Annotated in this window: 24 protein-coding genes and 1 pseudogene; 16 read left to right on the plus strand and 9 right to left on the minus strand. The window is 62.9% G+C overall.

Translation table 11 applies throughout. The features are described 5' to 3' along the window. Positions 1–168: 168 nt before the first annotated feature. Positions 169–1,563: an argininosuccinate lyase gene (gene argH / locus KI243_RS31625; protein WP_177087190.1), complete on the plus strand. Its 1,395-nt coding sequence runs from the start codon at positions 169–171 to the stop codon at positions 1,561–1,563. A 178-nt stretch (positions 1,564–1,741) separates the two neighbouring features. Here the strand turns inward: argH and KI243_RS31630 are convergent, their stop codons facing one another. After that, positions 1,742–2,401 (minus strand): glutathione S-transferase, encoded by a 660-nt coding sequence (locus KI243_RS31630; protein WP_017125488.1) that lies wholly within the window; start codon positions 2,399–2,401, stop codon positions 1,742–1,744. A 125-nt stretch (positions 2,402–2,526) separates the two neighbouring features. On the opposite strand from KI243_RS31630, the gene KI243_RS31635 reads away from it, so the two are divergent. From KI243_RS31635 to KI243_RS31645, 3 genes are all read left to right on the plus strand, one after another. Then, on the plus strand, positions 2,527–2,811 hold the full coding sequence (locus tag KI243_RS31635) for a hypothetical protein (protein ID WP_178992327.1): 285 nt from the start codon (positions 2,527–2,529) through the stop codon (positions 2,809–2,811). Between the two features lie 166 nt (positions 2,812–2,977). Further along, positions 2,978–3,226 (plus strand): TIGR02647 family protein, encoded by a 249-nt coding sequence (locus KI243_RS31640; protein WP_017125490.1) that lies wholly within the window; start codon positions 2,978–2,980, stop codon positions 3,224–3,226. A 183-nt stretch (positions 3,227–3,409) separates the two neighbouring features. Continuing rightward, on the plus strand, positions 3,410–6,256 hold the full coding sequence (locus tag KI243_RS31645; RefSeq protein ID WP_177118618.1) for a class I adenylate cyclase: 2,847 nt from the start codon (positions 3,410–3,412) through the stop codon (positions 6,254–6,256). 36 nt (positions 6,257–6,292) lie between these two features. Here KI243_RS31645 and rnk read toward each other — a convergent pair whose 3' ends face one another. From rnk to cyaY, 3 genes are all read right to left on the minus strand, one after another. Then, positions 6,293–6,706 (minus strand): nucleoside diphosphate kinase regulator, encoded by a 414-nt coding sequence (gene rnk / locus KI243_RS31650; protein WP_212810276.1) that lies wholly within the window; start codon positions 6,704–6,706, stop codon positions 6,293–6,295. A 228-nt stretch (positions 6,707–6,934) separates the two neighbouring features. Then, positions 6,935–7,156, minus strand: a complete 222-nt coding sequence (locus KI243_RS31655) for a DUF1289 domain-containing protein (protein ID WP_177087194.1) — start codon at positions 7,154–7,156, stop codon at positions 6,935–6,937. Positions 7,157–7,158: 2 nt separating this feature from the next. Then, positions 7,159–7,491 (minus strand): iron donor protein CyaY, encoded by a 333-nt coding sequence (gene cyaY / locus KI243_RS31660; RefSeq protein WP_017125494.1) that lies wholly within the window; start codon positions 7,489–7,491, stop codon positions 7,159–7,161. Positions 7,492–7,707: 216 nt separating this feature from the next. On the opposite strand from cyaY, the gene KI243_RS31665 reads away from it, so the two are divergent. The 6 genes from KI243_RS31665 to KI243_RS31690 are packed head-to-tail and all read left to right on the plus strand — an operon-like array spanning position 7,708 to position 12,306. Next, complete coding sequence (locus KI243_RS31665; RefSeq protein ID WP_017125495.1) at positions 7,708–7,869, plus strand: lipoprotein; 162 nt, start codon at positions 7,708–7,710, stop codon at positions 7,867–7,869. Positions 7,870–7,878: 9 nt separating this feature from the next. Further along, positions 7,879–9,126 carry a diaminopimelate decarboxylase gene (gene lysA / locus KI243_RS31670; RefSeq protein WP_212810277.1) on the plus strand — a complete coding sequence of 416 codons (1,248 nt, stop codon included), beginning with the start codon at positions 7,879–7,881 and terminating at the stop codon, positions 9,124–9,126. Between the two features lie 4 nt (positions 9,127–9,130). Further along, entirely contained in the window at positions 9,131–9,961 is an 831-nt protein-coding gene (gene dapF / locus KI243_RS31675; RefSeq protein WP_177087200.1) for a diaminopimelate epimerase, read from the plus strand. A gap of 13 nt (positions 9,962–9,974) precedes the next feature. After that, positions 9,975–10,700 carry a DUF484 family protein gene (locus KI243_RS31680; RefSeq protein WP_017125498.1) on the plus strand — a complete coding sequence of 242 codons (726 nt, stop codon included), beginning with the start codon at positions 9,975–9,977 and terminating at the stop codon, positions 10,698–10,700. Positions 10,701–10,702: 2 nt separating this feature from the next. After that, on the plus strand, positions 10,703–11,599 hold the full coding sequence (gene xerC, locus KI243_RS31685) for a tyrosine recombinase XerC (RefSeq protein WP_177128204.1): 897 nt from the start codon (positions 10,703–10,705) through the stop codon (positions 11,597–11,599). Further along, complete coding sequence (locus KI243_RS31690; protein WP_017125500.1) at positions 11,599–12,306, plus strand: HAD family hydrolase; 708 nt, start codon at positions 11,599–11,601, stop codon at positions 12,304–12,306. The genes xerC and KI243_RS31690 overlap by 1 nt, the downstream gene beginning before the upstream one ends. A gap of 63 nt (positions 12,307–12,369) precedes the next feature. Here the strand turns inward: KI243_RS31690 and sutA are convergent, their stop codons facing one another. The 4 genes from sutA to glnK all read right to left on the minus strand — a co-directional run bounded on the left by sutA (position 12,370) and on the right by glnK (position 15,152). Next, the gene (gene sutA, locus KI243_RS31695) at positions 12,370–12,699 is read right to left on the minus strand and encodes a transcriptional regulator SutA (RefSeq protein ID WP_017125501.1); all 330 of its coding nucleotides are present in this window, start codon (positions 12,697–12,699) and stop codon (positions 12,370–12,372) included. 102 nt (positions 12,700–12,801) lie between these two features. Continuing rightward, positions 12,802–13,227 (minus strand): secondary thiamine-phosphate synthase enzyme YjbQ, encoded by a 426-nt coding sequence (locus KI243_RS31700; RefSeq protein WP_017125502.1) that lies wholly within the window; start codon positions 13,225–13,227, stop codon positions 12,802–12,804. A 212-nt stretch (positions 13,228–13,439) separates the two neighbouring features. Beyond that, on the minus strand, positions 13,440–14,780 hold the full coding sequence (locus KI243_RS31705; RefSeq protein WP_177058305.1) for an ammonium transporter: 1,341 nt from the start codon (positions 14,778–14,780) through the stop codon (positions 13,440–13,442). 33 nt (positions 14,781–14,813) lie between these two features. Next, positions 14,814–15,152 carry a P-II family nitrogen regulator gene (gene glnK / locus KI243_RS31710; protein WP_002555808.1) on the minus strand — a complete coding sequence of 113 codons (339 nt, stop codon included), beginning with the start codon at positions 15,150–15,152 and terminating at the stop codon, positions 14,814–14,816. Between the two features lie 414 nt (positions 15,153–15,566). Here glnK and KI243_RS31715 point away from each other — a divergent pair, with 414 nt between their 5' ends. The 5 genes and pseudogenes from KI243_RS31715 to KI243_RS31735 all read left to right on the plus strand — a co-directional run bounded on the left by KI243_RS31715 (position 15,567) and on the right by KI243_RS31735 (position 19,531). Continuing rightward, on the plus strand, positions 15,567–15,827 hold the full coding sequence (locus KI243_RS31715) for an accessory factor UbiK family protein (protein ID WP_177108753.1): 261 nt from the start codon (positions 15,567–15,569) through the stop codon (positions 15,825–15,827). 423 nt (positions 15,828–16,250) lie between these two features. Further along, on the plus strand, positions 16,251–16,895 hold the full coding sequence (locus KI243_RS31720) for a hydrolase (RefSeq protein ID WP_212810278.1): 645 nt from the start codon (positions 16,251–16,253) through the stop codon (positions 16,893–16,895). 78 nt (positions 16,896–16,973) lie between these two features. After that, positions 16,974–18,798: pseudogene (locus KI243_RS31725) on the plus strand (monovalent cation:proton antiporter-2 (CPA2) family protein). 134 nt (positions 18,799–18,932) lie between these two features. Then, the gene (locus KI243_RS31730; protein ID WP_177108756.1) at positions 18,933–19,160 is read left to right on the plus strand and encodes a type II toxin-antitoxin system prevent-host-death family antitoxin; all 228 of its coding nucleotides are present in this window, start codon (positions 18,933–18,935) and stop codon (positions 19,158–19,160) included. Next, positions 19,157–19,531, plus strand: coding sequence for a type II toxin-antitoxin system VapC family toxin (locus KI243_RS31735; protein ID WP_212810279.1), 375 nt, complete (start codon positions 19,157–19,159; stop codon positions 19,529–19,531). The genes KI243_RS31730 and KI243_RS31735 overlap by 4 nt, the downstream gene beginning before the upstream one ends. A gap of 165 nt (positions 19,532–19,696) precedes the next feature. Here the strand turns inward: KI243_RS31735 and KI243_RS31740 are convergent, their stop codons facing one another. Next, positions 19,697–20,359 (minus strand): Abi family protein, encoded by a 663-nt coding sequence (locus tag KI243_RS31740; protein ID WP_212810280.1) that lies wholly within the window; start codon positions 20,357–20,359, stop codon positions 19,697–19,699. A 430-nt stretch (positions 20,360–20,789) separates the two neighbouring features. On the opposite strand from KI243_RS31740, the gene KI243_RS31745 reads away from it, so the two are divergent. Further along, on the plus strand, positions 20,790–22,283 hold the full coding sequence (locus tag KI243_RS31745) for a YifB family Mg chelatase-like AAA ATPase (RefSeq protein WP_103033056.1): 1,494 nt from the start codon (positions 20,790–20,792) through the stop codon (positions 22,281–22,283). The last annotated feature ends 4 nt before the right edge of the window (positions 22,284–22,287 follow it).

Raw genomic sequence — 22,287 nt, forward strand, 5'->3', positions numbered from 1 at the left:
GAAACGAGAGACCCAGTCTCCGCGCCTGCGCTGCCGGCGACAAGCCACCCGACCGATTCGGTCGAAATAAAAACCGCGCGACCAGTGTCAGCCCCAGCGGGGGCAACCCTGTTATGATCGGCAACGACTTTTCCGGCAACCCACCTTCAGTAGATCACGAGCGAATCCATGAGCACCGACAAGACCAATCAGTCCTGGGGCGGCCGCTTCAGTGAACCCGTCGACGCCTTCGTCGCACGCTTCACCGCCTCCGTCACGTTCGACCAGCGCCTCTATCGTCACGACATCATGGGCTCCATCGCCCACGCCAGGATGCTGGCCAAGGTCGGCGTGCTGACCGATGCCGAGCGCGACAGCATCGTCGACGGACTGACCACCCTCCAGGGCGAAATCGAGGCCGGCAACTTTGACTGGCGCGTGGACCTGGAAGACGTGCACATGAACATCGAGGCGCGTCTGACCGACCGCATCGGCGTCACCGGCAAGAAGCTGCACACCGGGCGCAGCCGCAACGACCAGGTCGCCACCGATATCCGCCTGTGGCTGCGGGACGAAATCGACCTGATCCTGGCGGAAATCACCCGCCTGCAAAAAGGCCTGCTGGAACAGGCCGAGCGTGAAGCCGGCACTATCATGCCCGGTTTCACCCACCTGCAGACCGCGCAGCCGGTGACCTTCGGCCACCATATGCTGGCCTGGTTCGAAATGCTCAGCCGTGACTACGAGCGCCTGGTGGACTGCCGCAAGCGCACCAACCGCATGCCCCTGGGCAGCGCGGCGCTGGCCGGCACCACCTACCCGATCGACCGCGAATACACCGCCCAGCTGCTGGGCTTCGATGTGGTCGGCGGCAACTCCCTGGACAACGTTTCGGATCGTGACTTCGCCATCGAGTTCTGCTCGGCGGCCAGCATCGCGATGATGCACCTGTCGCGCTTCTCCGAAGAGCTGGTGCTGTGGACCAGCGCGCAGTTCCAGTTCATCGACCTGCCGGACCGCTTCTGCACCGGTAGCTCGATCATGCCCCAGAAGAAGAACCCGGACGTACCGGAGCTGGTACGCGGCAAGACCGGCCGGGTGTTCGGTGCCCTGATGGGCCTGCTGACCCTGATGAAAGGCCAGCCCCTGGCCTACAACAAGGACAACCAGGAAGACAAGGAACCGCTGTTCGACGCCGCCGATACCCTGCGCGATTCGCTGCGGGCCTTCGCCGACATGATCCCGGCGATCAAGCCCAAGCACGCGATGATGCGCGAGGCGGCACTGCGCGGCTTCTCCACCGCGACCGACCTGGCGGACTACCTGGTGCGTCGTGGCCTGCCGTTCCGTGATTGCCACGAGATCGTCGGCCACGCGGTGAAGTACGGCGTGGAAAGCGGCAAGGACCTGGCGGAAATGAGCCTGGAAGAGCTGCGCAAGTTCAGCGACCAGATCGACCAGGACGTGTTTGCGGTATTGACCCTGGAAGGCTCGGTCAACGCCCGCGATCATATCGGCGGAACCGCGCCGGCACAGGTCAAGGCAGCGGTCGCCCGCGGCCAGGCACTGCTCGCCAGCCGCTGATCCCTGGTGGGAGCCGGCTTGCCGGCGAGGGCGATCGATCAGCCGAGGCCAGGCTTACGGGCCTCTTCGCTGGCAAGCCAGCTCCCACAAGGTTTGTGCTCGAACCCATGTTCCGCATGCGACACTCATCCGGTGGGAGCCGGCTTGCTGGCGATGGCGTCATGATGAACGCCACAACCTATTTCTTGGCGGCAATCATCGCCATGAACGCCGGCATCGCGGCCTCCTTGTCCGCCGCGATCCGCTGGGCATGCTCCGTCTGCTGCAGACGCTCCAGCAAGGCCTTCGCCTCCGGCATCCCGGCCAACAGATCGATCCCGAACAGCTTCTGGCCGACCGCGCAGGCCAGGTCGACGCTGTAGAGAAAATACAGGTCCGCCACGCTCAACTCGTTGCCCGCCACATAAGGGGCGAACCGGCCATGGCGCTTGAGCGAGGCAAAGCCCAGCAACAGCTCGGTGCGGGTCTTTTCCTTGATCGCCTCCGGCACCGGCATGCCAAAGAACGCCTCGGCAAACGAAGCCCGCGCCGGCAGCTCGATGTACAGTTCGATCTCCTTGGCCAGCGCCAGGACCTGGGCACGCCGGAACGGGTCGCTGGGCAGCAGCGCCTTGCCGCCCTGGGTGTCGTCGAGGTATTCGAGGATCACGCTGGTTTCGTTGATATAGCCCTGCTCCACGCCCAGCACCGGAACTTTCCCGCGCGGGCTGATTGCCAGGGCCTCCGGCGTCTGTCCGGCGTAGAACGGCACTTCCTCGAACGACAGGCCCTTCTCGAGCAATGCCAGCTTGACCATGTTGTAGTAGTTGCTGACAGCAAATCCATAAAGCTTGAGCATCACAAAGCCTCCAGGCCGTGCGGGGGGTTGGCGGGGGAAGTTATAGTGCACCGGACAAAATTCAACCAGCAGCATCACGGCGATGAATACGGGTAAACTGCCGACCTTTCCTTGAGGAGCCTGCCATGAGCGAGCCAACCGATATCGACAACGACGAAGAAGAGTTCGCCGAGAGCACCCTGGTCCAGGCCATCGAAAACCAGATCGAAAACGACAACCCGCCGGCCGCCAAGGCCACGTTCAACAAACTGACCCTGGTCGGCTACGAACGCGACGAGATTCTCACCCTCATGGCCCATGTATTGGCGACGGAAATCGACGCGATGCTCGACGATGACCGCGCGTTCGATACCCAGTGGTACGAAGACGCCCTGCGCGCCTTGCCGGAGCTGCCGCCCGAGAAGCAGTGAGCGTTTCAGCAAGGACTGTCTACACTGGAAAAACCCTGTAACAACTGATCCCACGCCTCCAGCACGCCATCCGGCCGCGCGCTCATCCAGCACTGGACAGCCCGCGCAAGTGGGATCACCTTAGGGGCGCTGTCGTCCAATAATTCCTAGAAAGTCTGGAGTCCTTATGTCGTATACCCCTGAGTTGGTTGCCGAACTGGAAATCCTTGCACTGTTCAACCTGGGGAGTTCCCAGGAGGGCCTGAAAATTCATCAGACCGCTGCCCCGACTGCCATCGCCGCCGCCAAACGCCTGTTCGACAAAGAACTGATCACCCAGAGAGACGGTGGTTACCTGACCAGCCTGGGCCGTGACGCCGCCGAACATGCCCAAGGCCTGCTGACCATCCTGAACGTCCGAAAAGAAGCCGCCTGAGTCCGCCCCAGGCCCACGCAATCCTGTGTTTTCACGGGTTGCGCGGGCTGACCGCGGCCACTCATCTGGCAATCTGACATCCATCGACAAATTCAGCTTAAAGCGCGGCCCGCTTAGCCTGTAAACTGCCACCCTTCAGAGATTTCCTACTGTCGAGCGCCGCTGAGCCGGTTTGAGTTTGAAATGACGCGCACCCACGAAATTCGCCCAAACCTGGACGAGGGCATCGACCGCAAGGTGCTCAGCCAGCTGCGCTCGCGCTTTCTGAAGCTCAACCAGGGTCGGCTCGACCGTGCCATGGAAGGTCTCTCGCCGCGCCAGCAGGTCGTGCTGAACGTGCTGCCGCTGTTTTTCCATGTCAATCATCCCCTATTGCCCGGCTATGTCTCGGGCAGCACGCCGGCCGGGCTGTCGAGCTACGAGCCGGACGATTCGGCGCTCGCCGAAGCCCAGCGCCTGACCCGCTCCTTCTCCTACAAGGCCCGTCACGGCAACCCACCGCGGCCGATCCACGGGCTGTTCCTGATGGGCAGCCTGGGAACCCTGGCCCAGGCCGACCAGAGCGACATGGACTTCTGGGTCTGCCACGCCAGCGACCTGAGCCAGGGCGAGCTGGCGGAACTGCGCAAGAAATGCCAGTTGCTGGAAACCTGGGCGGCCAGCCAGGGCGCCGAAGCGCATTTCTTCCTGATCGACCCGGCGCGCTTCGTCCGTGGCGAGCGGGACGCCCAACTGAGCTCGGAAGACTGCGGCACCACCCAGCACTACCTGCTGCTGGACGAGTTCTATCGCACCGCCATCTGGCTCGCCGGACGGACGCCGCTGTGGTGGCTGGTGCCGGTGTACGAGGAGGCGCGCTACGACCAATACACCCATACCCTGCTGTCCAAGCGCTTTATCCGCGCGGACGAAGGCCTGGACCTCGGCCATCTGGCGCAGATCCCGCCGGGCGAGTTCATCGGTGCCGGGCTCTGGCAGTTGTTCAAGGGGATCGAGTCGCCCTACAAGTCGGTGCTCAAGCTGCTGCTGACCGAGGTCTATGCCAGCGAGCACCCGCGGGTCGAATGCCTGAGCCTGCGCTTCAAGCAGGCGGTGTTCGCCAACCAGCTGGACCTCGACGAGCTGGACCCCTATATCGTGGTCTACCGGCGGATCGAGGAATACCTCAAGGCCCGCAACGAGCCGGAACGCCTGGAACTGGTACGGCGCAGCCTGTACCTGAAGGTCAACCGCAAGCTAACCGGCAACAGCTCGCGCAACACCAGCTGGCAACGCCAGTTGCTGGAGCGCCTGGCCGGCGAATGGGGCTGGGACCGCCGGCAACTGGCGCTGCTCGACAGCCGCAGCCAGTGGAAAGTCCGCCAGGTCAGCGCCGAACGCCGCGCACTGGTCAACGAACTCAACTACAGCTATCGCTTCCTGACCCAGTTCGCCCGTACCGAGCAGGCGGTCAGCCTGATCAACAAGCGCGACCTCAACGTGCTCGGCCGCCGGTTGTACGCCGCGTTCGAGCGCAAGGCCGGCAAGATCGAGTTCATCAACCCCGGCATCGCCCCGGACCTCGCCGAAGACACCCTGACCCTGGTCCAGTCGCCCAACCGCAAGGAGCCGGGGCAGACCCATTGGGGCCTGTACAACGGCAGCCTGGGCGCCCAGGAGTGGGAACACTTCGCGCCGATCAAGCGCAGCCGCGAGCTGCTGGAATTGCTGACCTGGTGCCACCGCAACGGCGTGATCGACAGCAGCACCCGCCTCGCCCTGCACCCCGGCAGCAGCGACCTGACCGAATTCGAGCTGTTCAACCTGCTCGGCAGCCTGCAGCAGGTGATCGCCCTGCCCCTGAGCACCGTCGGCGAGGAACAGTTGCTGCGTCCGAGCATCCCGGGCGAGGTGCTGTTGCTGGTCAACGTCGGCGTAGACCCGCTCAAGCACCACCGCGATCTGAATATCCTGATGACCACCGAGCGCACCGACTCCCTGAGTTATGCCGGTGTCCGGGAAAACCTGGTGCTGACCCTCGACCAGGTCACCCTCAACAGCTGGAACGAAGTGCTGATCAGTCGTTACGACGGCCCCCATGCCCTGCTCGACTGCCTGCGCGACTACCTCAACAACCTGCCCCTGGGCCGCGAGATGCCAAGGCTGCGGGTACGCTGTTTCTGCCACAACCGCGCGCAATTCATCGCCCAGCGGGTCGAGGAAGTGCTCAATACCGCCCAGGAATTGCTGATCGGCGACCTCAACCACCGCTACCTGGTGCAGGTCCAGCAGCATTACCACGTCCTGGAACTGGTGCCCGGCCAGGTCCGCCATATCGCCCTGGACAATCTGTCGACGCTGCTCGACTACCTGAGCGCCGACCTGTCGAGCTACAGCCCGTTGCACCTGGATCTGCGGGCCATGGAGGAACACGACCTGGCCCTGGTGCTGCCGATGGGCCAGCCCGAGTGCATACAGGTGTTCTTCCGGATCAACGAGAACCAGGCCGAGCTGTATGTGCTCGATGAGTTCAATGCCTTGTGGCAACAGCGCCTGCCATTCCATGACGAGCAAAGCCTGCTGGTGCCGCTGCAACGTTTCCTGCAGTCGATCCTGTACCGTCGCGAGGCCTTGATGCCGATGGATTCGACGTTGCCCGCGACCGTGCTGGAAACCCTGTATTACCAGCTGCTGCCCTCGGCACCGGGGCGGGCACGACGGGTCGAGACCCGGCCGGCACCGCAGACGCCGGTCAACAAGCCGTTCTACGACGTCCAGGCGATCGTCGGCAAGGCCGGGCCGAACGAAGTCCAGGTCACCCTGTACTGCAATCAGCGGGAGTTTTCCCAACTGGAATACGGCGACCAGCTGTTTATCGCGGTCGCCCAGGAAATTATCGGCCAGCGGCGCGAGGTCGAGCGCTATCGCTGCTACATCACCGACCTGGACCTCAGCGGCCTGGTCGGCGAAGGCACGGGCTCGACCAACCTGTACCTGCGCTACAAGGCCGACCTGGAAAGCTCGCTGAATATCGCCCTGGAACAGGCCTGAGAGGGTTCAGGGGTGTGAGGGCTTGTAAGTGAGGGCTCAGAGGTGGAAGTCACCGGCCGCTTCCGGCTGGTATTCCACTTCCAGCAGGGTCAGCTTCAGGGTCTTGCCACCCGGGGCCGGCCAGTCGATGTGCTGGCCGACCTGCAAGCCGAGCAGGGCGCTGCCGACCGGCGCGAGAATCGAGATCTTGCCTTCGTCGGCATTGGCATCCTGGGGATAGACCAGGGTCAGGTGATAGTCCTTGCCACTGCCTTCTTCACGGCAATGGACCCGGGAATTCATGGTCACGACACCGGCGGGCACTTCTTCGTGGCCCACGACGCTTTCAGCGCGATCCAGTTCGGCCTGCAACGCGACGACGCCCGGCAGCGAATCGTCCAGGCTGTCGATCAGGCGCTCGAGACGCTGCACATCGAGGCGGGTGAGGATGATGGAAGGTGCGGTGATCATGATCCAGGCAGACTCCTTTTTTCTGCACGATAAAAGCAAAACCCCGCCACGAAAGGCGGGGTTTTCACTGGCCTCGTCATCGCGAGGCATGGTCGGACACTATCACAGCAGCGCAAATACACAAGTCGCAGAACAATGCATGTCCCGCTGGGAGCTGGCTTGCCAGTGACTACGATGCCCTGTTCACCGCAGCCATCGCGGGCAAGGCAACGCCCGCGAGGACCGCGATCAGGCCTGCGCCCGGCGCTGTCGCGCCTGCTCGCAGATCACCCGGCGGCGCTGGTCGTCCGCCGAGCGCCATTCGCGAATGTCCTCGACATGCCGAAAACAGCCGATACACACTTTTTGCTCGTCGAGCCGGCACAGGCTCACGCAAGGCGAAGGCACGGCCGGGCTGATGTTGCTGTACAGCGGCTTGGCGGGTCTTGCCGGTGTGGCTTGCTGCGTCACGATCAGATCTCGTCGAAGTCCAGGTTGACGCCGGCTTGCTCCAAAGTCGAGCGAGCAATGATCTCGCTCAGCAACTCATCGGTCTTGTCGCACGTCCAGACGCAGTTTTCTTCATCATAGTCAAAATGAAAACCGCCCGACTTAGCGGCCAGCCAGAGCTGACGCAGAGGCTCCTGGCGGCTAACAACCAGCTGGGAGCCCCCTTCGAACTTCACGGTCAACACACCCGCGGAGTTCTCCAGGTCCACATCCAGGCCACTCTCGTCAAAAATATCTTCCAGCACTTGCTGGGTGGCATCGACCAGATCGTGAAAACGGGCTTCAGTCAAACTCATTGCGCGAACCTCGAAAAATACTGGTCACTCCAGGCGCCCGAAGATACGGGCGCTCGCGGATGATTGCAAAGCATAACCACCCTGGAGCGACAGTGACATCAATAATCCACCAGGTCCCGATCGACCCGGCGGAGTCCGGCTGGCGGCCCGCATAGGCAAGCCGCCGGGTGGCCGGTATACTCGGGCGCAATTAATGCTTTTACAAAGGATTTCGCCATGAAGCGCCTGATCTCTTCCCTTGCTGCGCTCCTCGCGATCGCTTGCCTGGTCTCTGCCTGTGGGCAAAAAGGTCCGCTGTATCTTCCCGATGACAGTCAGAACCCGGACGACCAGGCCAAGTCCTCGCAGGCCAAAGCGCACAAGCACGACACCTACTAAGGGATCACCATGGACGCTTTTAACTACCGCGACGGTGAACTGTTCGCGGAAGGTGTAGCTTTGTCCGCCATCGCCGAGCGCTTTGGCACGCCGACTTATGTCTACTCCCGCGCCCATATCGAGGCGCAGTACCACGCTTATGCCGATGCCCTGCAAGGTGCCCCGCACCTGGTCTGCTATGCGGTCAAGGCCAACTCCAACCTCGGCGTGCTGAATGTCCTGGCGCGCCTCGGCGCCGGTTTCGACATCGTATCCCGTGGCGAACTGGAGCGTGTCCTGGCCGCCGGTGGCGCGGCGGACAAGATCGTCTTCTCCGGCGTCGGCAAGAGCCGTGACGACATGCGTCGTGCCCTGGAAGTCGGTGTGCACTGCTTCAACGTCGAGTCCACCGACGAGCTGGAGCGCCTGCAGGTGGTGGCGGCCGAGATGGGCGTTCGCGCGCCGATCTCGCTGCGGGTCAACCCGGACGTGGATGCCGGCACCCACCCGTACATCTCCACCGGTCTGAAGGAAAACAAGTTCGGCATCGCCATCGCCGACGCGGAAGAGGTCTATGTCCGCGCCGCACAGCTGCCGAACCTGGAAGTCCTGGGCGTCGATTGCCATATCGGCTCGCAACTGACCAGCCTGCCACCGTTCCTCGACGCCCTCGACCGCCTGTTGGCGCTGATCGACCGCCTCGGCGAATGCGGTATCTACCTGCACCATATCGACCTCGGTGGCGGTGTCGGCGTGCGTTATCGCGATGAAGAGCCGCCGCTGGTGGCCGACTACATCAAGGCCGTGCGCGAGCGCACCGCCGGCCGCGACCTGACGCTGATGTTCGAACCGGGCCGCTTTATCGTCGCCAACGCCGGCGTGCTGCTGACCCAGGTCGAATACCTCAAGCACACCGAATACAAGGACTTCGCCATCGTCGACGCGGCGATGAACGACCTGATCCGCCCGGCGCTGTACCAGGCCTGGATGAACGTCACCGCCGTGCGCCCGCGTGACAGCGAGCCACGGGCCTACGACATCGTCGGACCGATCTGCGAAACCGGCGACTTCCTGGCCAAGGACCGCCAGCTCGCGCTGGAGGAAGGCGACCTGCTGGCCGTGCACTCGGCCGGCGCCTATGGTTTTGTCATGAGCTCCAACTACAACACCCGCGGCCGTGCCGCCGAAGTGCTGGTGGATGACGAGCAGATGATCGAAATCCGCCGTCGCGAGACATTGGCCGAGTTGTACGCCGGCGAAAGCCTGTTGCCGGAGTAAGACCATGCTGCTGCGTTTTACCAAGATGCACGGCCTGGGCAACGACTTCATGGTCCTCGACCTGGTCAGCCAGCACGCGCACATCCTGCCCAAGCACGCCAAGCAATGGGGTGACCGGCACACCGGCATCGGCTTCGACCAGTTGCTGATCGTCGAGGCACCGAGCAATCCCGAGGTGGATTTCCGCTACCGGATCTTCAACTCCGACGGTTCGGAAGTGGAGCAATGCGGCAACGGTGCCCGTTGCTTCGCACGCTTCGTCCTGGACAAGCGCCTGACCGCCAAGCGGCAGATCCGCGTCGAGACCAAGAGCGGCATCATCGAACTGGACGTGCGCCAGGACGGCCAGATCAGCGTGAACATGGGCGCCCCGCGCCGGGTGCCGGCGGACATTCCGTTCCAGGCTGCGGCCCAGGCCCTGAGCTACCCGGTCGACGTCGACGGCCAGAACGTCGACCTGGCCGCCGTGTCCATGGGCAACCCCCATGCGGTTCTGCGCGTGACGGATATCAACAGCGCCCCGGTGCACGAACTGGGACCGAAGATCGAACACCATCCGCGCTTCCCGGCGCGGGTCAACGTCGGCTTCCTGCAGGTGATCGACCGCCAGCGCGCGCAACTGCGCGTCTGGGAACGCGGCGCCGGGGAGACCCAGGCCTGCGGCACCGGCGCCTGCGCGGCAGCGGTCGCGGCCATCAGCCAGGGCTGGATGGATTCACCGGTGACCATCGACCTGCCCGGCGGACGCCTGTCCATCGAGTGGGCCGGCGACGGCGCACCGGTGATGATGACCGGGCCGGCCGTACGGGTGTATGAAGGACAAGTGCGTCTATAAGCGAGCGAACGTCATGACCGATCAGCCTCAGGCTCCAGCCGAACAGCCCAACGAACTGCCTGCGCAAAGCCTGGAGGCGGCGACCGTCGCCGCCTACCTGGAGGCTCACCCGGACTTCTTCGTCGAGCACGAAGAGCTGCTGCCGGCGCTGCGCATTCCACACCAGCGTGGTGACACGGTATCGCTGGTCGAACGGCAGATGAAGATCCTGCGCGAACGCAATATCGAGATGCGCCACCGGCTTTCGCAACTGATGGACGTCGCCCGCGACAACGACCGGCTGTTCGACAAGACCCGTCGGCTGATCCTCGCGCTGATGGACGCGGCCAGCCTGGAAGACCTGGTGATGGCCGTCGAAGACAGCCTGCGCCAGGATTTCCAGGTGCCCTTCGTCAGCCTGATCCTGTTCAGCGACAACGCCATGCCGGTGGGCCGCTGGGTCAGCGGTGCCGACGCGCAGCAGGCGATCGGCGGCCTGCTCTCGGAAGGCAAGAGCATCAGCGGCAGCCTGCGCGAGCACGAGCTGGACTTCCTGTTCGGCGAAGAACAACGCAAGCAGATCGGCTCCACCGCCGTGGTCGCCATCAGCCATCTGGGCCTGCACGGCGTGCTCGCCATCGCCAGCCGCGACCCGCAGCACTACAAGAGTTCGGTCGGCACCCTGTTCCTCAGCTATATCGCCGAAGTCCTGGGACGTGTCGTCCCGCGCTTCACCCACTCCCTGCGCTCGGTGCGCTAGTCGTGGAACGGCAACTGGACGCCTACTGCGAGCACCTGCGCAGTGAGCGCCAGGTGTCGCCCCACACCCTCGAAGCCTACCGGCGCGACCTGAACAAGGTCCTCGCCTTCTGTGCAAAGGAACAGATCGGCAGTTGGTCGGCCCTCGATATCCAGCGGCTGCGGCGGCTGGTGGCGCGCCTGCACCAGCAGGGACAATCCTCGCGCAGCCTGGCACGGCTGCTGTCGGCGGTCCGCGGGCTGTACCAGTACCTGAACCGCGAAGGCCTGTGCAACCACGACCCGGCCACCGGCCTGGCGCCGCCCAAGGGCGAACGCCGACTGCCCAAGACCCTCGACACCGATCGCACCCTGCAACTGCTCGACGGTGCCGTCGAGGATGATTTCCTCGCCCACCGCGACCAGGCCATCCTCGAGCTGTTCTACTCCTCGGGCCTGCGTCTCTCGGAACTGACCGGGCTCAACCTCGACCAGCTGGACCTGGCGGACGGCCTGGTTCAGGTCCACGGCAAGGGCAGCAAGACCCGCGTCCTGCCGATCGGCCGCAAGGCCCGCGAAGCCCTGCTGACCTGGCTGCCGCTGCGCGCCCTGAGCAATCCGGCGGACGATGCGGTATTCGTCAGCCAGCAGGGCCGGCGCCTCGGCCCCCGGGCCATCCAGCTGCGGGTCAAGGCTGCCGGCGAGCGTGAACTGGGGCAGAACCTGCACCCGCACATGCTCCGGCACTCCTTTGCCAGCCACCTGCTGGAGTCCTCCCAGGACCTGCGCGCGGTGCAGGAGCTGCTCGGCCACTCGGACATCAAGACCACGCAGATCTACACCCACCTGGACTTCCAGCACCTGGCAACCGTCTATGACAGCGCCCACCCCCGGGCCAAACGCAGCAAGGATAGTGAGTAATGACGATTCAGCTGATCACCTTCGACCTCGATGACACCCTGTGGGATACCGCGCCGGTGATCCACAGCGCGGAGAACGTGTTGCGGGAGTGGCTGGCCGGGCACGCGCCGGACCTGGGCGGCGTGCCGATCGAGCACCTGTGGGCGATCCGCGAACGGGTGCTGCTCAAGGAACCGACGCTCAAGCACCGCATCAGCGCCTTGCGCCGCCGGGTGCTGTTCCATGCGCTGGAAGAAGCCGGCTATGCCCACGGGCAGGCCGAGACACTGGCAGCGGAAGCGTTCGAAGTGTTCATTCACGCCCGGCACCAGATCGAGGTGTTTCCCGAGGTCGAGCCGACCCTGGAGACCCTTGGCCGCTCCTTTGCCCTGGGCGTGGTCACCAATGGCAATGCCGACGTGCGCCGCCTGGGCCTTGCCGACTACTTCCGCTTTGCCCTGTGCGCCGAGGACATCGGCATCGCCAAGCCCGATTCACGGCTGTTCCACGAAGCGCTGGTCCGCGGCGGGAATGTCCCGGCAGAAGCGGCGGTGCATATCGGCGACCATCCGGGCGACGATATCGCCGGGGCGCAGCAGGCGGGCCTGCGGGCGATCTGGTACAACCCCGCGGGCAAGGCCTGGGAAGCGGACCAGCCACCGGATGCGCAGATCCGCAGCCTGACCGAACTGCCGGCGCTGCTGGCCGCCTGGAACACCAGGGCCTGACCGGCAGGCATGAAAAAGCCCGCAGCGACGGCGGGCTTTTTCGACAAGCGAGGAAGCTGACACTCAGATAGGTCGGCTGCCGTACTTGTTATCCGGCTTCTTGGGTGGATCTGCCACCACATTGGCCTCGACTTCCTGCACCTTGCCACCACGTGCGAGGAACTCTTCCATCGCGCGGGCCAGAGCATCACGCTCCTTGTTCTTGGCTTCCACGCTGGGCAGTTCGTCAACCGATACGGCTGCCTTGGCCTTACCCTTGGCAGTCGGCGCGGGGACATCGCCACCGTCGTCATCGGCAACGTCTACGTCTTCAGCCGCCGCTTCCAGACCTTCTTCGGTTTCGTCTTCGTCGCCTACTTCGAGGTCATCGTTTTCCAGATCATCGTCGCTCATGTTCTACCTCATGACTTGCGAAAAGCAGATTAGTTATAGCCCAGCTGCGCCGACTGTCGTAGGCCGCCGGAAAAAAATCAACATCCGCTGGACCCCAGCGGCTTATGCCCCATCACCCTGCAGGGTGGCGAGGACTCTACGAACACCGCCATGATCACGGTGTTCGCCCAGATAGACACCTTGCCAGCTACCCAGAGCCAACCGTCCCGCCGTTACCGGCAAAGTCAGCTGACAGCCTAGCAAACTGGCCTTGAAGTGCGCCGGCAAGTCATCCGCGCCTTCGTCGTCATGTTCATACTCGAGCCCGCCTTGCGGCACCAGTCGGTTGAAAAAACGTTCGAAGTCACGGCGAACCGCCGGATCGGCATTCTCGTTGATCGTCAACGAGGCCGAGGTATGCTGCAGCCACAAATGCAACAGACCGACTCGACATGCCTTCAGTTCAGGCAAGCCATCGAGCAACTCCTGGGTCACCAAATGAAAACCCCGGGGCCTGGCCCGCAAGGTAATCAGTGTCTGTTGCCACATACAGTTCTCCGCCCATCGGCGCGCATTCTAGCGCGCTCAGGAAAAAAGCAAAGCGCCTAATACGCCAGCCATGCTGTAAGCCATCGGCCCATGGGGAATAGTCCCGGCGTTTTGGCTGGAATGCTTCTGGATAAAACCTTTCAGCTCTCTTTGCACTGACAAAATCCAGGCAAAAAAATGCCCGGCAAGCCGGGCAAATTTTTTAAACGCGCTTACAGGTTATAGCCGCGCTCGTTGTGTTGTGCCAGGTCGAGGCCGACCGATTCTTCTTCGTCGGTCACACGCAGGCCCATCACTACATCCAGGACCTTGAGGATGATGTAGGTCACGACTGCGGTGTAGATGACGGTGAAGCCGACGCCTTTGCACTGGATCCAGACCTGGGCAGCGATGTCGGTGGTTGCAGCGTTGAAGCCGCCCATCGACGGTGCCGCGAACACACCGGTCAGGATGGCGCCGAGGATACCGCCGATACCGTGCACGCCGAAGGCGTCCAGGGAGTCGTCGTAGCCCAGCTTGCGTTTCAGGGTCGTGGCGCAGAAGAAGCACACCACACCCGCCGCCAGGCCGATGATCAGCGAGCCCATCGGGCCGACGGTACCGGCAGCCGGGGTAATGGCGACCAGGCCGGCCACTACGCCCGAGGCGATGCCCAGTGCGCTTGGCTTACCGTGGGTCAGCCACTCGGCGAACATCCAGCCCAGTGCGGCAGCGGCGGTGGCGATCTGGGTCACCAGCATCGCCATACCGGCGGTACCGTTGGCCGCGGCGGCGGAACCGGCGTTGAAGCCGAACCAGCCGACCCACAGCATGGCCGCGCCGATCAGGGTGTAGCCGAGGTTGTGTGGCGCCATCGGGGTGGTCGGGAAGCCTTTGCGCTTGCCCAGCACCAGGCAGGCCACCAGGCCGGCGATACCGGCGTTGATGTGCACCACGGTGCCGCCCGCGAAGTCGAGCACGCCCCAGTCGCCCAGCAGGGAACCCGGACCGCTCCAGACCATGTGCGCGATCGGTGCATACACCAGGGTGAACCAGACGCCCATGAAGATCAGCATCGCGGAGAACTTCATCCGTTCGGCGAAGGCACCGACGATCAGCGCCGGGGTGATGATCGCGAAGGTCATCTGGAAGGTGACGAACACCGCCTCGGGGAACAACGCCGCCGGGCCGGTGATGCTCGCCGGCGTGATACCGGCGAGGAAGGCCTTGGCCAGGCTGCCGACGAAGGAGTTGTAGTTGACGACGCCGGCTTCCATCCCGGTGGTATCGAACGCCATGCTGTAGCCATAGATGAACCACAGGATGGTGATCAGACCGGTAATGGCGAAGCACTGCATCATCACGGAAAGAATGTTTTTCGACCGCACCATGCCGCCGTAGAACAGCGCGAGGCCTGGAATGGTCATGAACAGCACGAGGGCCGTGGAGGTCAGCATCCAGCTGGTATCACCGGAATTGAGGACTGGAGCCGGTACCGGGTCCGCCGCCATGGCCAGGGCCGGCATTACGAGGGACAACAGGGCTCCTAGCCCTGCGAATTTACGCAGAGTCATATTGTTTTCTCCTGGGGCGTTGGGTTTGGCGGCTTAGATTGCGTCGGTATCGGTTTCGCCGGTACGGATGCGAATAGCCTGTTCCAGATTGACCACAAAGATCTTGCCGTCACCGATCTTGCCGGTGTTGGCGGCCTTGGTTATCGCCTCGATAACCCGGTCAAGATCCTTGTCGTCGATGGCGACATCAATCTTCACCTTGGGCAGGAAGTCGACCACGTATTCCGCGCCGCGATACAGCTCGGTGTGACCCTTCTGCCGACCGAAGCCTTTGACCTCAGTAACGGTAATGCCCTGCACGCCGATTTCGGACAACGACTCGCGCACGTCGTCCAACTTGAACGGCTTGATGATGGCAGTGACTAGCTTCATGAAACTCTCTCCCGAATTGGTGGACTTGCCCCAGGAAAACAAACCCGACTCAAGTCTAAGCGCAGTGCCTGGCTTTGTAACGCATCGTTGGCCCTGATCAGCCTGTCGACGCCAGCTAACCGCTGCCGGCGAAGCTTCCCAGCTCCGCCTGCCGCACTGCTTCGTCACAGCGACTGCATCAGTGCATGGGTCACAAGCGACTAAGCAGAAACCTTGCCATCTCTACAAAACCCACTGATTTCAATCCCTTGGTCGCCGTGGAGGACGAAAATCCCGCCCGCATGCGGACAACACGCACAAAAACGGTGCGCGACCGCCCGGCGTGCTGCGCGAAAAGCGTGCATCGCCGCCCTCGGAAATCACTATAGACACTGCGTGGTACACTGGAACGACCCTGTATCCGGAACCCAGACCATGCTCGCGCCCAAAGCCTTCCTCGACGCCCTGAGCGGCCACGCCTCCCGCCTGTTCAGCGGCGAAACCCCGTTGCCGCGCACTGAAATCGAAAGCCAGTTCAAGGCCCTGCTGCAGAGCGGTTTCAGCAAGCTGGACCTGGTCAGCCGGGAAGAATTCGATAGCCAGATGGTGGTCCTGGCCCGCACTCGCGCGCGCCTGGAAAGCCTGGAGGCGAAGGTGGCGGAGTTGGAGGCAAGGCTGGCGCCAACCCAGCCATAAACCCCCTCCTGCCTCACGCGGGGAGCAGGACGATGCCGTCATCGTCCTGCCGGCCACATCCGCGCTGAGCATGCGTAGCGTCAGCCAACCCTCAAGGAATCAGATGTAGCTTCCATCGGCGTGACCGGCTGGCCAGGCCGCCGCCCTCCCTGACATACCTGACGGCCAATACCGGCCCCTGCCTGATAACAGAACCCCCCTCCCTCGAGGATGTTCACACCAACGCCCCCCAGGGCGCTGTCAGCCCCTGTTCGAACATCACCACAATTGTCCCTTATTTAGAATCAATGATTCTCTATTTCGCTAGATTGTCCCATCAGCTGATCACCCATAAAGTACACCCATGCCGCAGCCACTGACCGAAACGACAGGCCAGCACCGAATTCGCTCCACCTACTTTCTCGACTCAAAAGGAACTCGAACATGTCCATTCGTGAACTGCTGAACCCAACCAACTCCGCCCTGATCCTGATCGACCACCAGCCACAGATGTCCTTCGGCGTGCAGTCGATAGACCGCCAGACCCTGAAGAACAACACCGTGGGCCTGGCCAAGGCCGCGAAGGTCTTCAACGTGCCGACCATCTACACCTCGGTCGAGACCGAAAGCTTCAGCGGTTATATCTGGCCTGAACTGCTGGCGGTCAACCCGGGCGCCCAGCCGATCGAGCGCACCTCGATGAACTCCTGGGAAGACAAGAAACTGGTCGAAGCAGTGAAGGCCACCGGCCGCAAGAAGCTGATCATGGCCGCCCTGTGGACCGAGGTCTGCCTGACCTTCCCGGCCCTGGAAGCCATGGCCGAAGGCTACGAGGTGTACATCGTCACCGACGCCTCGGGCGGCACCACCCAGGAAGCCCACGACATGTCCGTGCAACGGATGATCCAGGCCGGCGCGGTGCCGGTGACCTGGCAGCAGGTATTGCTCGAGTTCCAGCGCGATTGGGCGCACAAGGAAACCTACGACGCGGTCATGGACCTGGTGCGCGAGCACAGCGGCGCCTACGGCATGGGCGTGGATTACGCCTACACCATGGTGCACAAGGCCCCGCAACGTACCCTGGGCTGATCCTCCCGACCACTTGCCCGCCAGGCAGCACCGCTGGCGGGCTTTCATTGCCCTATCCTGAAGAAAGGGAGTTCTCCCATGCCCCATGAAGGCAGCCTGCTGCAGGCCGCGGTCATTTTCCTGATGGCCGCGGTCATCGTCGTTCCCCTGGCCAAGCGTCTGCAGCTCGGTGCCGTGCTCGGCTACCTGCTGGCCGGCGCGCTCATCGGCCCACAGGTGCTGAAACTGATGGGTGACGCCGAGCATGTCTCGCACTTTTCCGAAATGGGCGTGGTCTTCCTGCTGTTCATCATTGGCCTGGAGCTGTCGCCCAAGCGCCTGTGGCTGATGCGCAAGGCGGTATTCGGCGTCGGTCTGGCCCAAGTGCTGCTGACCGCGCTGGTGATCGGCACCCTGGCCATCGTCGCTTTCGGCCAGACCCTGCAGGCGGCGCTCGTCCTCGGTCTCGGCCTGGCGTTGTCGTCGACCGCGATGGGCTTGCAGAGCCTGGCCGAGAGCCGCCAGTTGAACAGCCCCCACGGTCGGCTCGCCTTCGCCATCCTGTTGTTCCAGGATATCGCCGCCATCCCACTGATCGCCCTGGTACCGCTGCTGGCGGTCACCGAAGCACAGGCTGCCGGCGAAAGCGGCCTGGTCCACGGACTGAAAGTACTCGGCAGCATCGCCGTGGTCGTGGTCGGAGGGCGCTACCTGCTGCGCCCGCTGTTTCGCACCGTGGCCCGCACCGGCCTGCCGGAAGTGGCCACCGCCACCGCGCTGCTGGTGGTGATCGGCACCGCCTGGCTGATGGAGCTGGCGGGTGTGTCGATGGCACTGGGCGCCTTCCTCGCCGGCCTGCTGCTGGCCGACTCGGAATACCGCCATGAACTGGAATCGCAAATCGAGCCCTTCAAGGGCCTGCTGCTGGGCCTGTTCTTCATGAGCGTGGGCATGGGAGCGAACCTGCCGCTGCTGTTCGAAACCCCGGGGCTGATCATCGGCCTGACCGTGCTGCTGATCGCGGTCAAGTTGCCGCTGCTGATGTTCATCGGGCGCATGGCCGGCGGGTTGTCGCGCATCGGCGCAGTGCGCCTGGGCGTGGTCCTGGCCGCTGGCGGCGAGTTCGCCTTCGTGGTCTTCAAGCTCGGCCAGAACCTGGGTCTGTTCGATGCCCGCACCTACGATACCCTGATCATGACCATCACCCTGTCGATGGCCATCACTCCACTGCTGTTGTTGGCCTGCGCGCGCTTTATCAAGACACGCCCACAGCCGCCCCGCGAGGTGCCGCCAGAATTCAAGGCGATCAAGAGCGACGGCCCACGGGTGGTGATCGCCGGCATGGGCCGCGTCGGCCAGGTTATCGCGCGCATCCTGCGGGCACAGGGCATTCCCTTCGTCGCCCTGGACACATCGGTCGATACCATCGAGATGACCCGCAGCTTCGAGCACGTGCCGGTGTTCGTATGGTGATCCCATGCGCCCGGAAATCCTCAGCGCCGCCAAGGTCGGCGAGGCCGAGTACTTCATCGTCGCCCTGGACGACCCGGAAAAGGCGGTGAGGACCGCCGAGACGGTGCAGCGCCTGTACCCGCGGGTCAAGGTCCTGGCCCGTGCGCGCAACCGCCAGCACGTACACCAGTTGCTCGACGCCGGTGCGGAACCGGTGCGTGAAACCTACTATTCGAGCCTGGAGATGACCCGCCGCGCCCTGGAAGGGCTGGGCCTTGGCTCGGCCCAGGCGCAGCGGCGCATTGAGCAGTTCATGGCCCACGACGAACAGGTTCTGGCCGCTCAGCGGCTGGTGCGTGGCGACCGCTCGAAGGTCATGCAGACCGCACAGGAAGCGCGGGTGGAACTGGCACGGTTGTTTGAGAGCGATGAGGAGGATGTGGAGCAGGCAGGAGTTTCTGAGAAGAGATAAGTCACGACAGGTCTTCCGTGATCAAGCGGCCTGGAGAATGCCCCCCTTGACTGGCACTTGATCGGAACACACTCTAGTTAGTCCACATAACGGACTAAGCTTGGTTCGTCAGCCAACCTGTGGGAGGCAACGACATGCAGACTCACAACATCCATGCAGCCAAGACGCACTTCTCGCAGCTTGTTGATGCAGCGGCGGGTGGCGAAACCATCATCATCGCCAAGGCAGGTGTTCCGGTCGCCAAGCTAGTTCCCATCGCCGCACCCAAACGTCGCGGGATGCTCAGTGGCGTGGCATTCAACACCGAGGTCTCGGACGCCCTGGATGCAGATATCGCCGACCTGTTCGAGGACAAAACGTGAGGCTGCTGCTCGACACCCATATACTCATATGGGCTGCCATTGGCGACGCAAAGCTATCCATAACAGCAGCCAAGCTTATCGACGATGAAGCCAATCTCCTGTATTTCAACGCTGCCAGCATCTGGGAACTGACCACCAAGGGAGCCGAGCGTACGAGCATCACTCCAGCCGTGCTGCGCAGAGCACTGCTGGATGCCGGCTATCTCGAACTACCCATCACCGCAGAGCACGGACTTATCGTCGGCACGCTGCCCAACCATCATCGCGAACCGTTTGATCGGATCATGGTGGCTCAGGCCATTGCCGAAGGGATGAGCCTGTTGACGCACGACAGTGCGATGCATGCCTATCCGCATACGCTTATCGTGTAAGGGCGAATCATCTCGACAACGTTCCCCATATGCTGCCGGAGGGAGAACAGCCACGTAGCAAACGCCCCCCCCCATGGCGGAAACGAGCATCACGCCTGCTGCCTTCCTTCTCGTAAGGCCAACGGAGTTGAGGGCCAAGTTAAATCCTCCGGTGGCTTGAGATGGCTACGCTACCGGAGCATTTTTCCAACGCCCCCACTCGGCACAAGTCTGCGGAAACCTATCATGGGCCTGAATCCAGGCAAACAATGCAGGGTCGATCCACTTGATGACTTCTGATAGATCACGGTGGAGCGCAAAAAGCGGTTGCCAGAGCAATGGCTCGTGGTGAAAACATCTGTTGCGAAGATCTCGCCCATTGTTCAGACGTGTACGAATCAAGTCAGGCCGGCGTAGTGTTTTGGGGCAATGGAAAAAGACCTTCATCAGCGGCTTCGACAAATCTTGAATCGTTGCCCTGTTGAACAAGGTCGTCCAGAAACCAAAGCTGAGCTCTGCAACTAGATTATCCGGCGTGATCGCAACCCGCCGCTGGGCCAGACCTGCCTTGGCCTCTCTGATTTTGTCGTAAAGCCTTTCCAGAGCGGGCTTGGTGCAGCCATCCCAGACTTCATACCAGTCATCACGACCGTAGTACAAAGCCATTTCCTTTTGGATTCCGTTGCGCAACGCGACTTCCAGCACATGAAAAACAGACACCAGAGACTCGGCGATTTTCATGTTATGGAGATAGGCTTGTGCAGCCCTTGCTTCCTCTCCCTGATGCCCCTGCAGATAGCGCGACATTCTCGGGGTGGAAAGCTTTGATTCAAGCGTCTGCCATACCATCTGTCGTTCATGGCTCCTTGATTTTAACGTCTGATTTCCAGGTTTGACCGGGCCGTCACAGTCAAATATGATTACTTCGCTGCCCTAGCCACTCCACTCCCGGGCTACTGAAACGGTGAAGAAACTAGGTATGTTATGGCCCCGCTATGCGGGGCCTACTTGTTTCTGGCGAGCTCACCGCCAGTGTTTGTATCCCATGCGCCCGCCCTCCCCCACGCATAGCGTTTGCCAGAAAATCGATCATTCGGATGTCTGCCATTCCTGATCATTGTTCACCTCAGTAATGTTCTACGGTCCCGCATGATTGACGCTTGGCGCTCTCATGACCAGACAACGAATCGTCCGGACACACAAAAGCCCACAAGCCCTCCCCCCGCTCGACTAGCCTTGCAGAACCTCAGCAAATCCGCTTCGCGTTCAAGGAAAGAACATGTCCCTGGCCATCGTCCACACTCGCGCCCAGGTGGGCGTGGAAGCCCCCGCCGTTACCGTTGAAACCCATATGGCCAACGGCTTGCCCTCCCTTACCCTGGTCGGCCTGCCCGAAACCGCCGTGAAGGAAAGCAAGGACCGGGTGCGCAGCGCGATCCTCAATTCGGCCCTCGACTTTCCCGCTCGGCGCATCACCCTCAACCTCGCTCCGGCGGACCTGCCCAAGGACGGTGGGCGCTTCGACCTGGCGATTGCCCTCGGCATCCTCGCCGCCAGCGTGCAGGTGCCGACCCTCACGCTGGAAAACCTGGAGTGCCTGGGTGAACTCGCCTTGTCCGGCGCCATTCGCCCGGTGCAGGGCGTGTTGCCGGCGGCGCTCGCGGCACGCGCCGCCGGACGTACGCTGGTGGTGCCGCAGGCCAATGCCGAAGAGGCCTCGCTGGCTTCCGGGCTGACGGTGATCGCGGTCGATCATCTGCTGCAACTGGTCGCCCATCTCAACGGCCATGCACCGATCAGCCCCTTCGAGTCCGATGGCCTGCTGCACCTGGGCAAGCCCTATCCGGACCTGAGCGAAGTGCAAGGCCAGCTCGCCGCCAAACGCGCCCTGCTGATCGCCGCCGCCGGCGCCCACAACCTGCTGTTCAGCGGGCCGCCGGGTACTGGCAAGACGCTGCTGGCAAGCCGTCTGCCCGGCCTGTTGCCGCCGCTGGATGAACAGGAAGCGCTGGAAGTGGCGGCGATCCAGTCGGTCGCCAGCCATGTGCCCCTCAGCAGTTGGCCGCAGCGACCGTTTCGCCAGCCCCATCATTCGGCTTCCGGGCCGGCGCTGGTGGGCGGCGGGTCCAGGCCGCAGCCTGGCGAGATCACCCTCGCCCACCATGGCGTGCTGTTTCTCGACGAGTTGCCGGAGTTCGACCGCAAGGTGCTGGAGGTTTTACGCGAGCCGCTGGAGTCGGGCCAGATCATCATTTCCCGGGCCCGGGATCGGGTACGCTTCCCGGCGCGCTTCCAACTGGTGGCGGCGATGAATCCCTGCCCCTGTGGATATCTTGGCGACCCCGCCAACCGCTGTCGCTGCACGCCGGAGCAGGTCCAGCGCTATCGCAACAAACTCTCCGGCCCCCTGCTCGATCGCATCGACCTGCACCTGACCGTAGCCCGCGAGGCCACGGCCTTGAGGCCCGCCCGGGAGCCGGGAAACAACACGGCCAAGGCCGCGACACAGGTGGCAGAAGCCCGCCACTGCCAGCAACAGCGCCAGGGCTGCGCCAATGCCTTTCTCGATCTGGAAGGCCTGCGACAGCACTGCAAGTTATCCACAGCCGACGAACACTGGCTGGAAACGGCTTGCGAGCGATTGACCCTGTCGTTGCGGGCGGCCCATCGATTGCTGAAGGTCGCGCGGACCCTGGCGGATCTGGAGCAGCTGGAAACCATCAGCCGCGACCATCTGGCCGAGGCGCTGCAGTATCGGCCCAGTGCCAGTTGAGACC

Source organism: Pseudomonas sp. Ost2 (assembly GCF_018326065.1).
Lineage (GTDB): Bacteria > Pseudomonadota > Gammaproteobacteria > Pseudomonadales > Pseudomonadaceae > Aquipseudomonas > Aquipseudomonas gingeri.

Coding starts and splice junctions, on each gene's coding strand:
- argH (WP_177087190.1), top strand. CDS start 169: ATGAGCACCGACAAGACCAATCAGTCCTGGGGCGGCCGCTTCAGTGAA.
- KI243_RS31630 (WP_017125488.1), bottom strand. CDS start 2,401: ATGCTCAAGCTTTATGGATTTGCTGTCAGCAACTACTACAACATGGTC.
- KI243_RS31635 (WP_178992327.1), top strand. CDS start 2,527: ATGAGCGAGCCAACCGATATCGACAACGACGAAGAAGAGTTCGCCGAG.
- KI243_RS31640 (WP_017125490.1), top strand. CDS start 2,978: ATGTCGTATACCCCTGAGTTGGTTGCCGAACTGGAAATCCTTGCACTG.
- KI243_RS31645 (WP_177118618.1), top strand. CDS start 3,410: ATGACGCGCACCCACGAAATTCGCCCAAACCTGGACGAGGGCATCGAC.
- rnk (WP_212810276.1), bottom strand. CDS start 6,706: ATGATCACCGCACCTTCCATCATCCTCACCCGCCTCGATGTGCAGCGT.
- cyaY (WP_017125494.1), bottom strand. CDS start 7,491: ATGAGTTTGACTGAAGCCCGTTTTCACGATCTGGTCGATGCCACCCAG.
- KI243_RS31665 (WP_017125495.1), top strand. CDS start 7,708: ATGAAGCGCCTGATCTCTTCCCTTGCTGCGCTCCTCGCGATCGCTTGC.
- lysA (WP_212810277.1), top strand. CDS start 7,879: ATGGACGCTTTTAACTACCGCGACGGTGAACTGTTCGCGGAAGGTGTA.
- dapF (WP_177087200.1), top strand. CDS start 9,131: ATGCTGCTGCGTTTTACCAAGATGCACGGCCTGGGCAACGACTTCATG.
- KI243_RS31680 (WP_017125498.1), top strand. CDS start 9,975: ATGACCGATCAGCCTCAGGCTCCAGCCGAACAGCCCAACGAACTGCCT.
- KI243_RS31690 (WP_017125500.1), top strand. CDS start 11,599: ATGACGATTCAGCTGATCACCTTCGACCTCGATGACACCCTGTGGGAT.
- sutA (WP_017125501.1), bottom strand. CDS start 12,699: ATGAGCGACGATGATCTGGAAAACGATGACCTCGAAGTAGGCGACGAA.
- KI243_RS31700 (WP_017125502.1), bottom strand. CDS start 13,227: ATGTGGCAACAGACACTGATTACCTTGCGGGCCAGGCCCCGGGGTTTT.
- KI243_RS31705 (WP_177058305.1), bottom strand. CDS start 14,780: ATGACTCTGCGTAAATTCGCAGGGCTAGGAGCCCTGTTGTCCCTCGTA.
- glnK (WP_002555808.1), bottom strand. CDS start 15,152: ATGAAGCTAGTCACTGCCATCATCAAGCCGTTCAAGTTGGACGACGTG.
- KI243_RS31715 (WP_177108753.1), top strand. CDS start 15,567: ATGCTCGCGCCCAAAGCCTTCCTCGACGCCCTGAGCGGCCACGCCTCC.
- KI243_RS31720 (WP_212810278.1), top strand. CDS start 16,251: ATGTCCATTCGTGAACTGCTGAACCCAACCAACTCCGCCCTGATCCTG.
- KI243_RS31730 (WP_177108756.1), top strand. CDS start 18,933: ATGCAGACTCACAACATCCATGCAGCCAAGACGCACTTCTCGCAGCTT.
- KI243_RS31740 (WP_212810280.1), bottom strand. CDS start 20,359: ATGGTATGGCAGACGCTTGAATCAAAGCTTTCCACCCCGAGAATGTCG.
- KI243_RS31745 (WP_103033056.1), top strand. CDS start 20,790: ATGTCCCTGGCCATCGTCCACACTCGCGCCCAGGTGGGCGTGGAAGCC.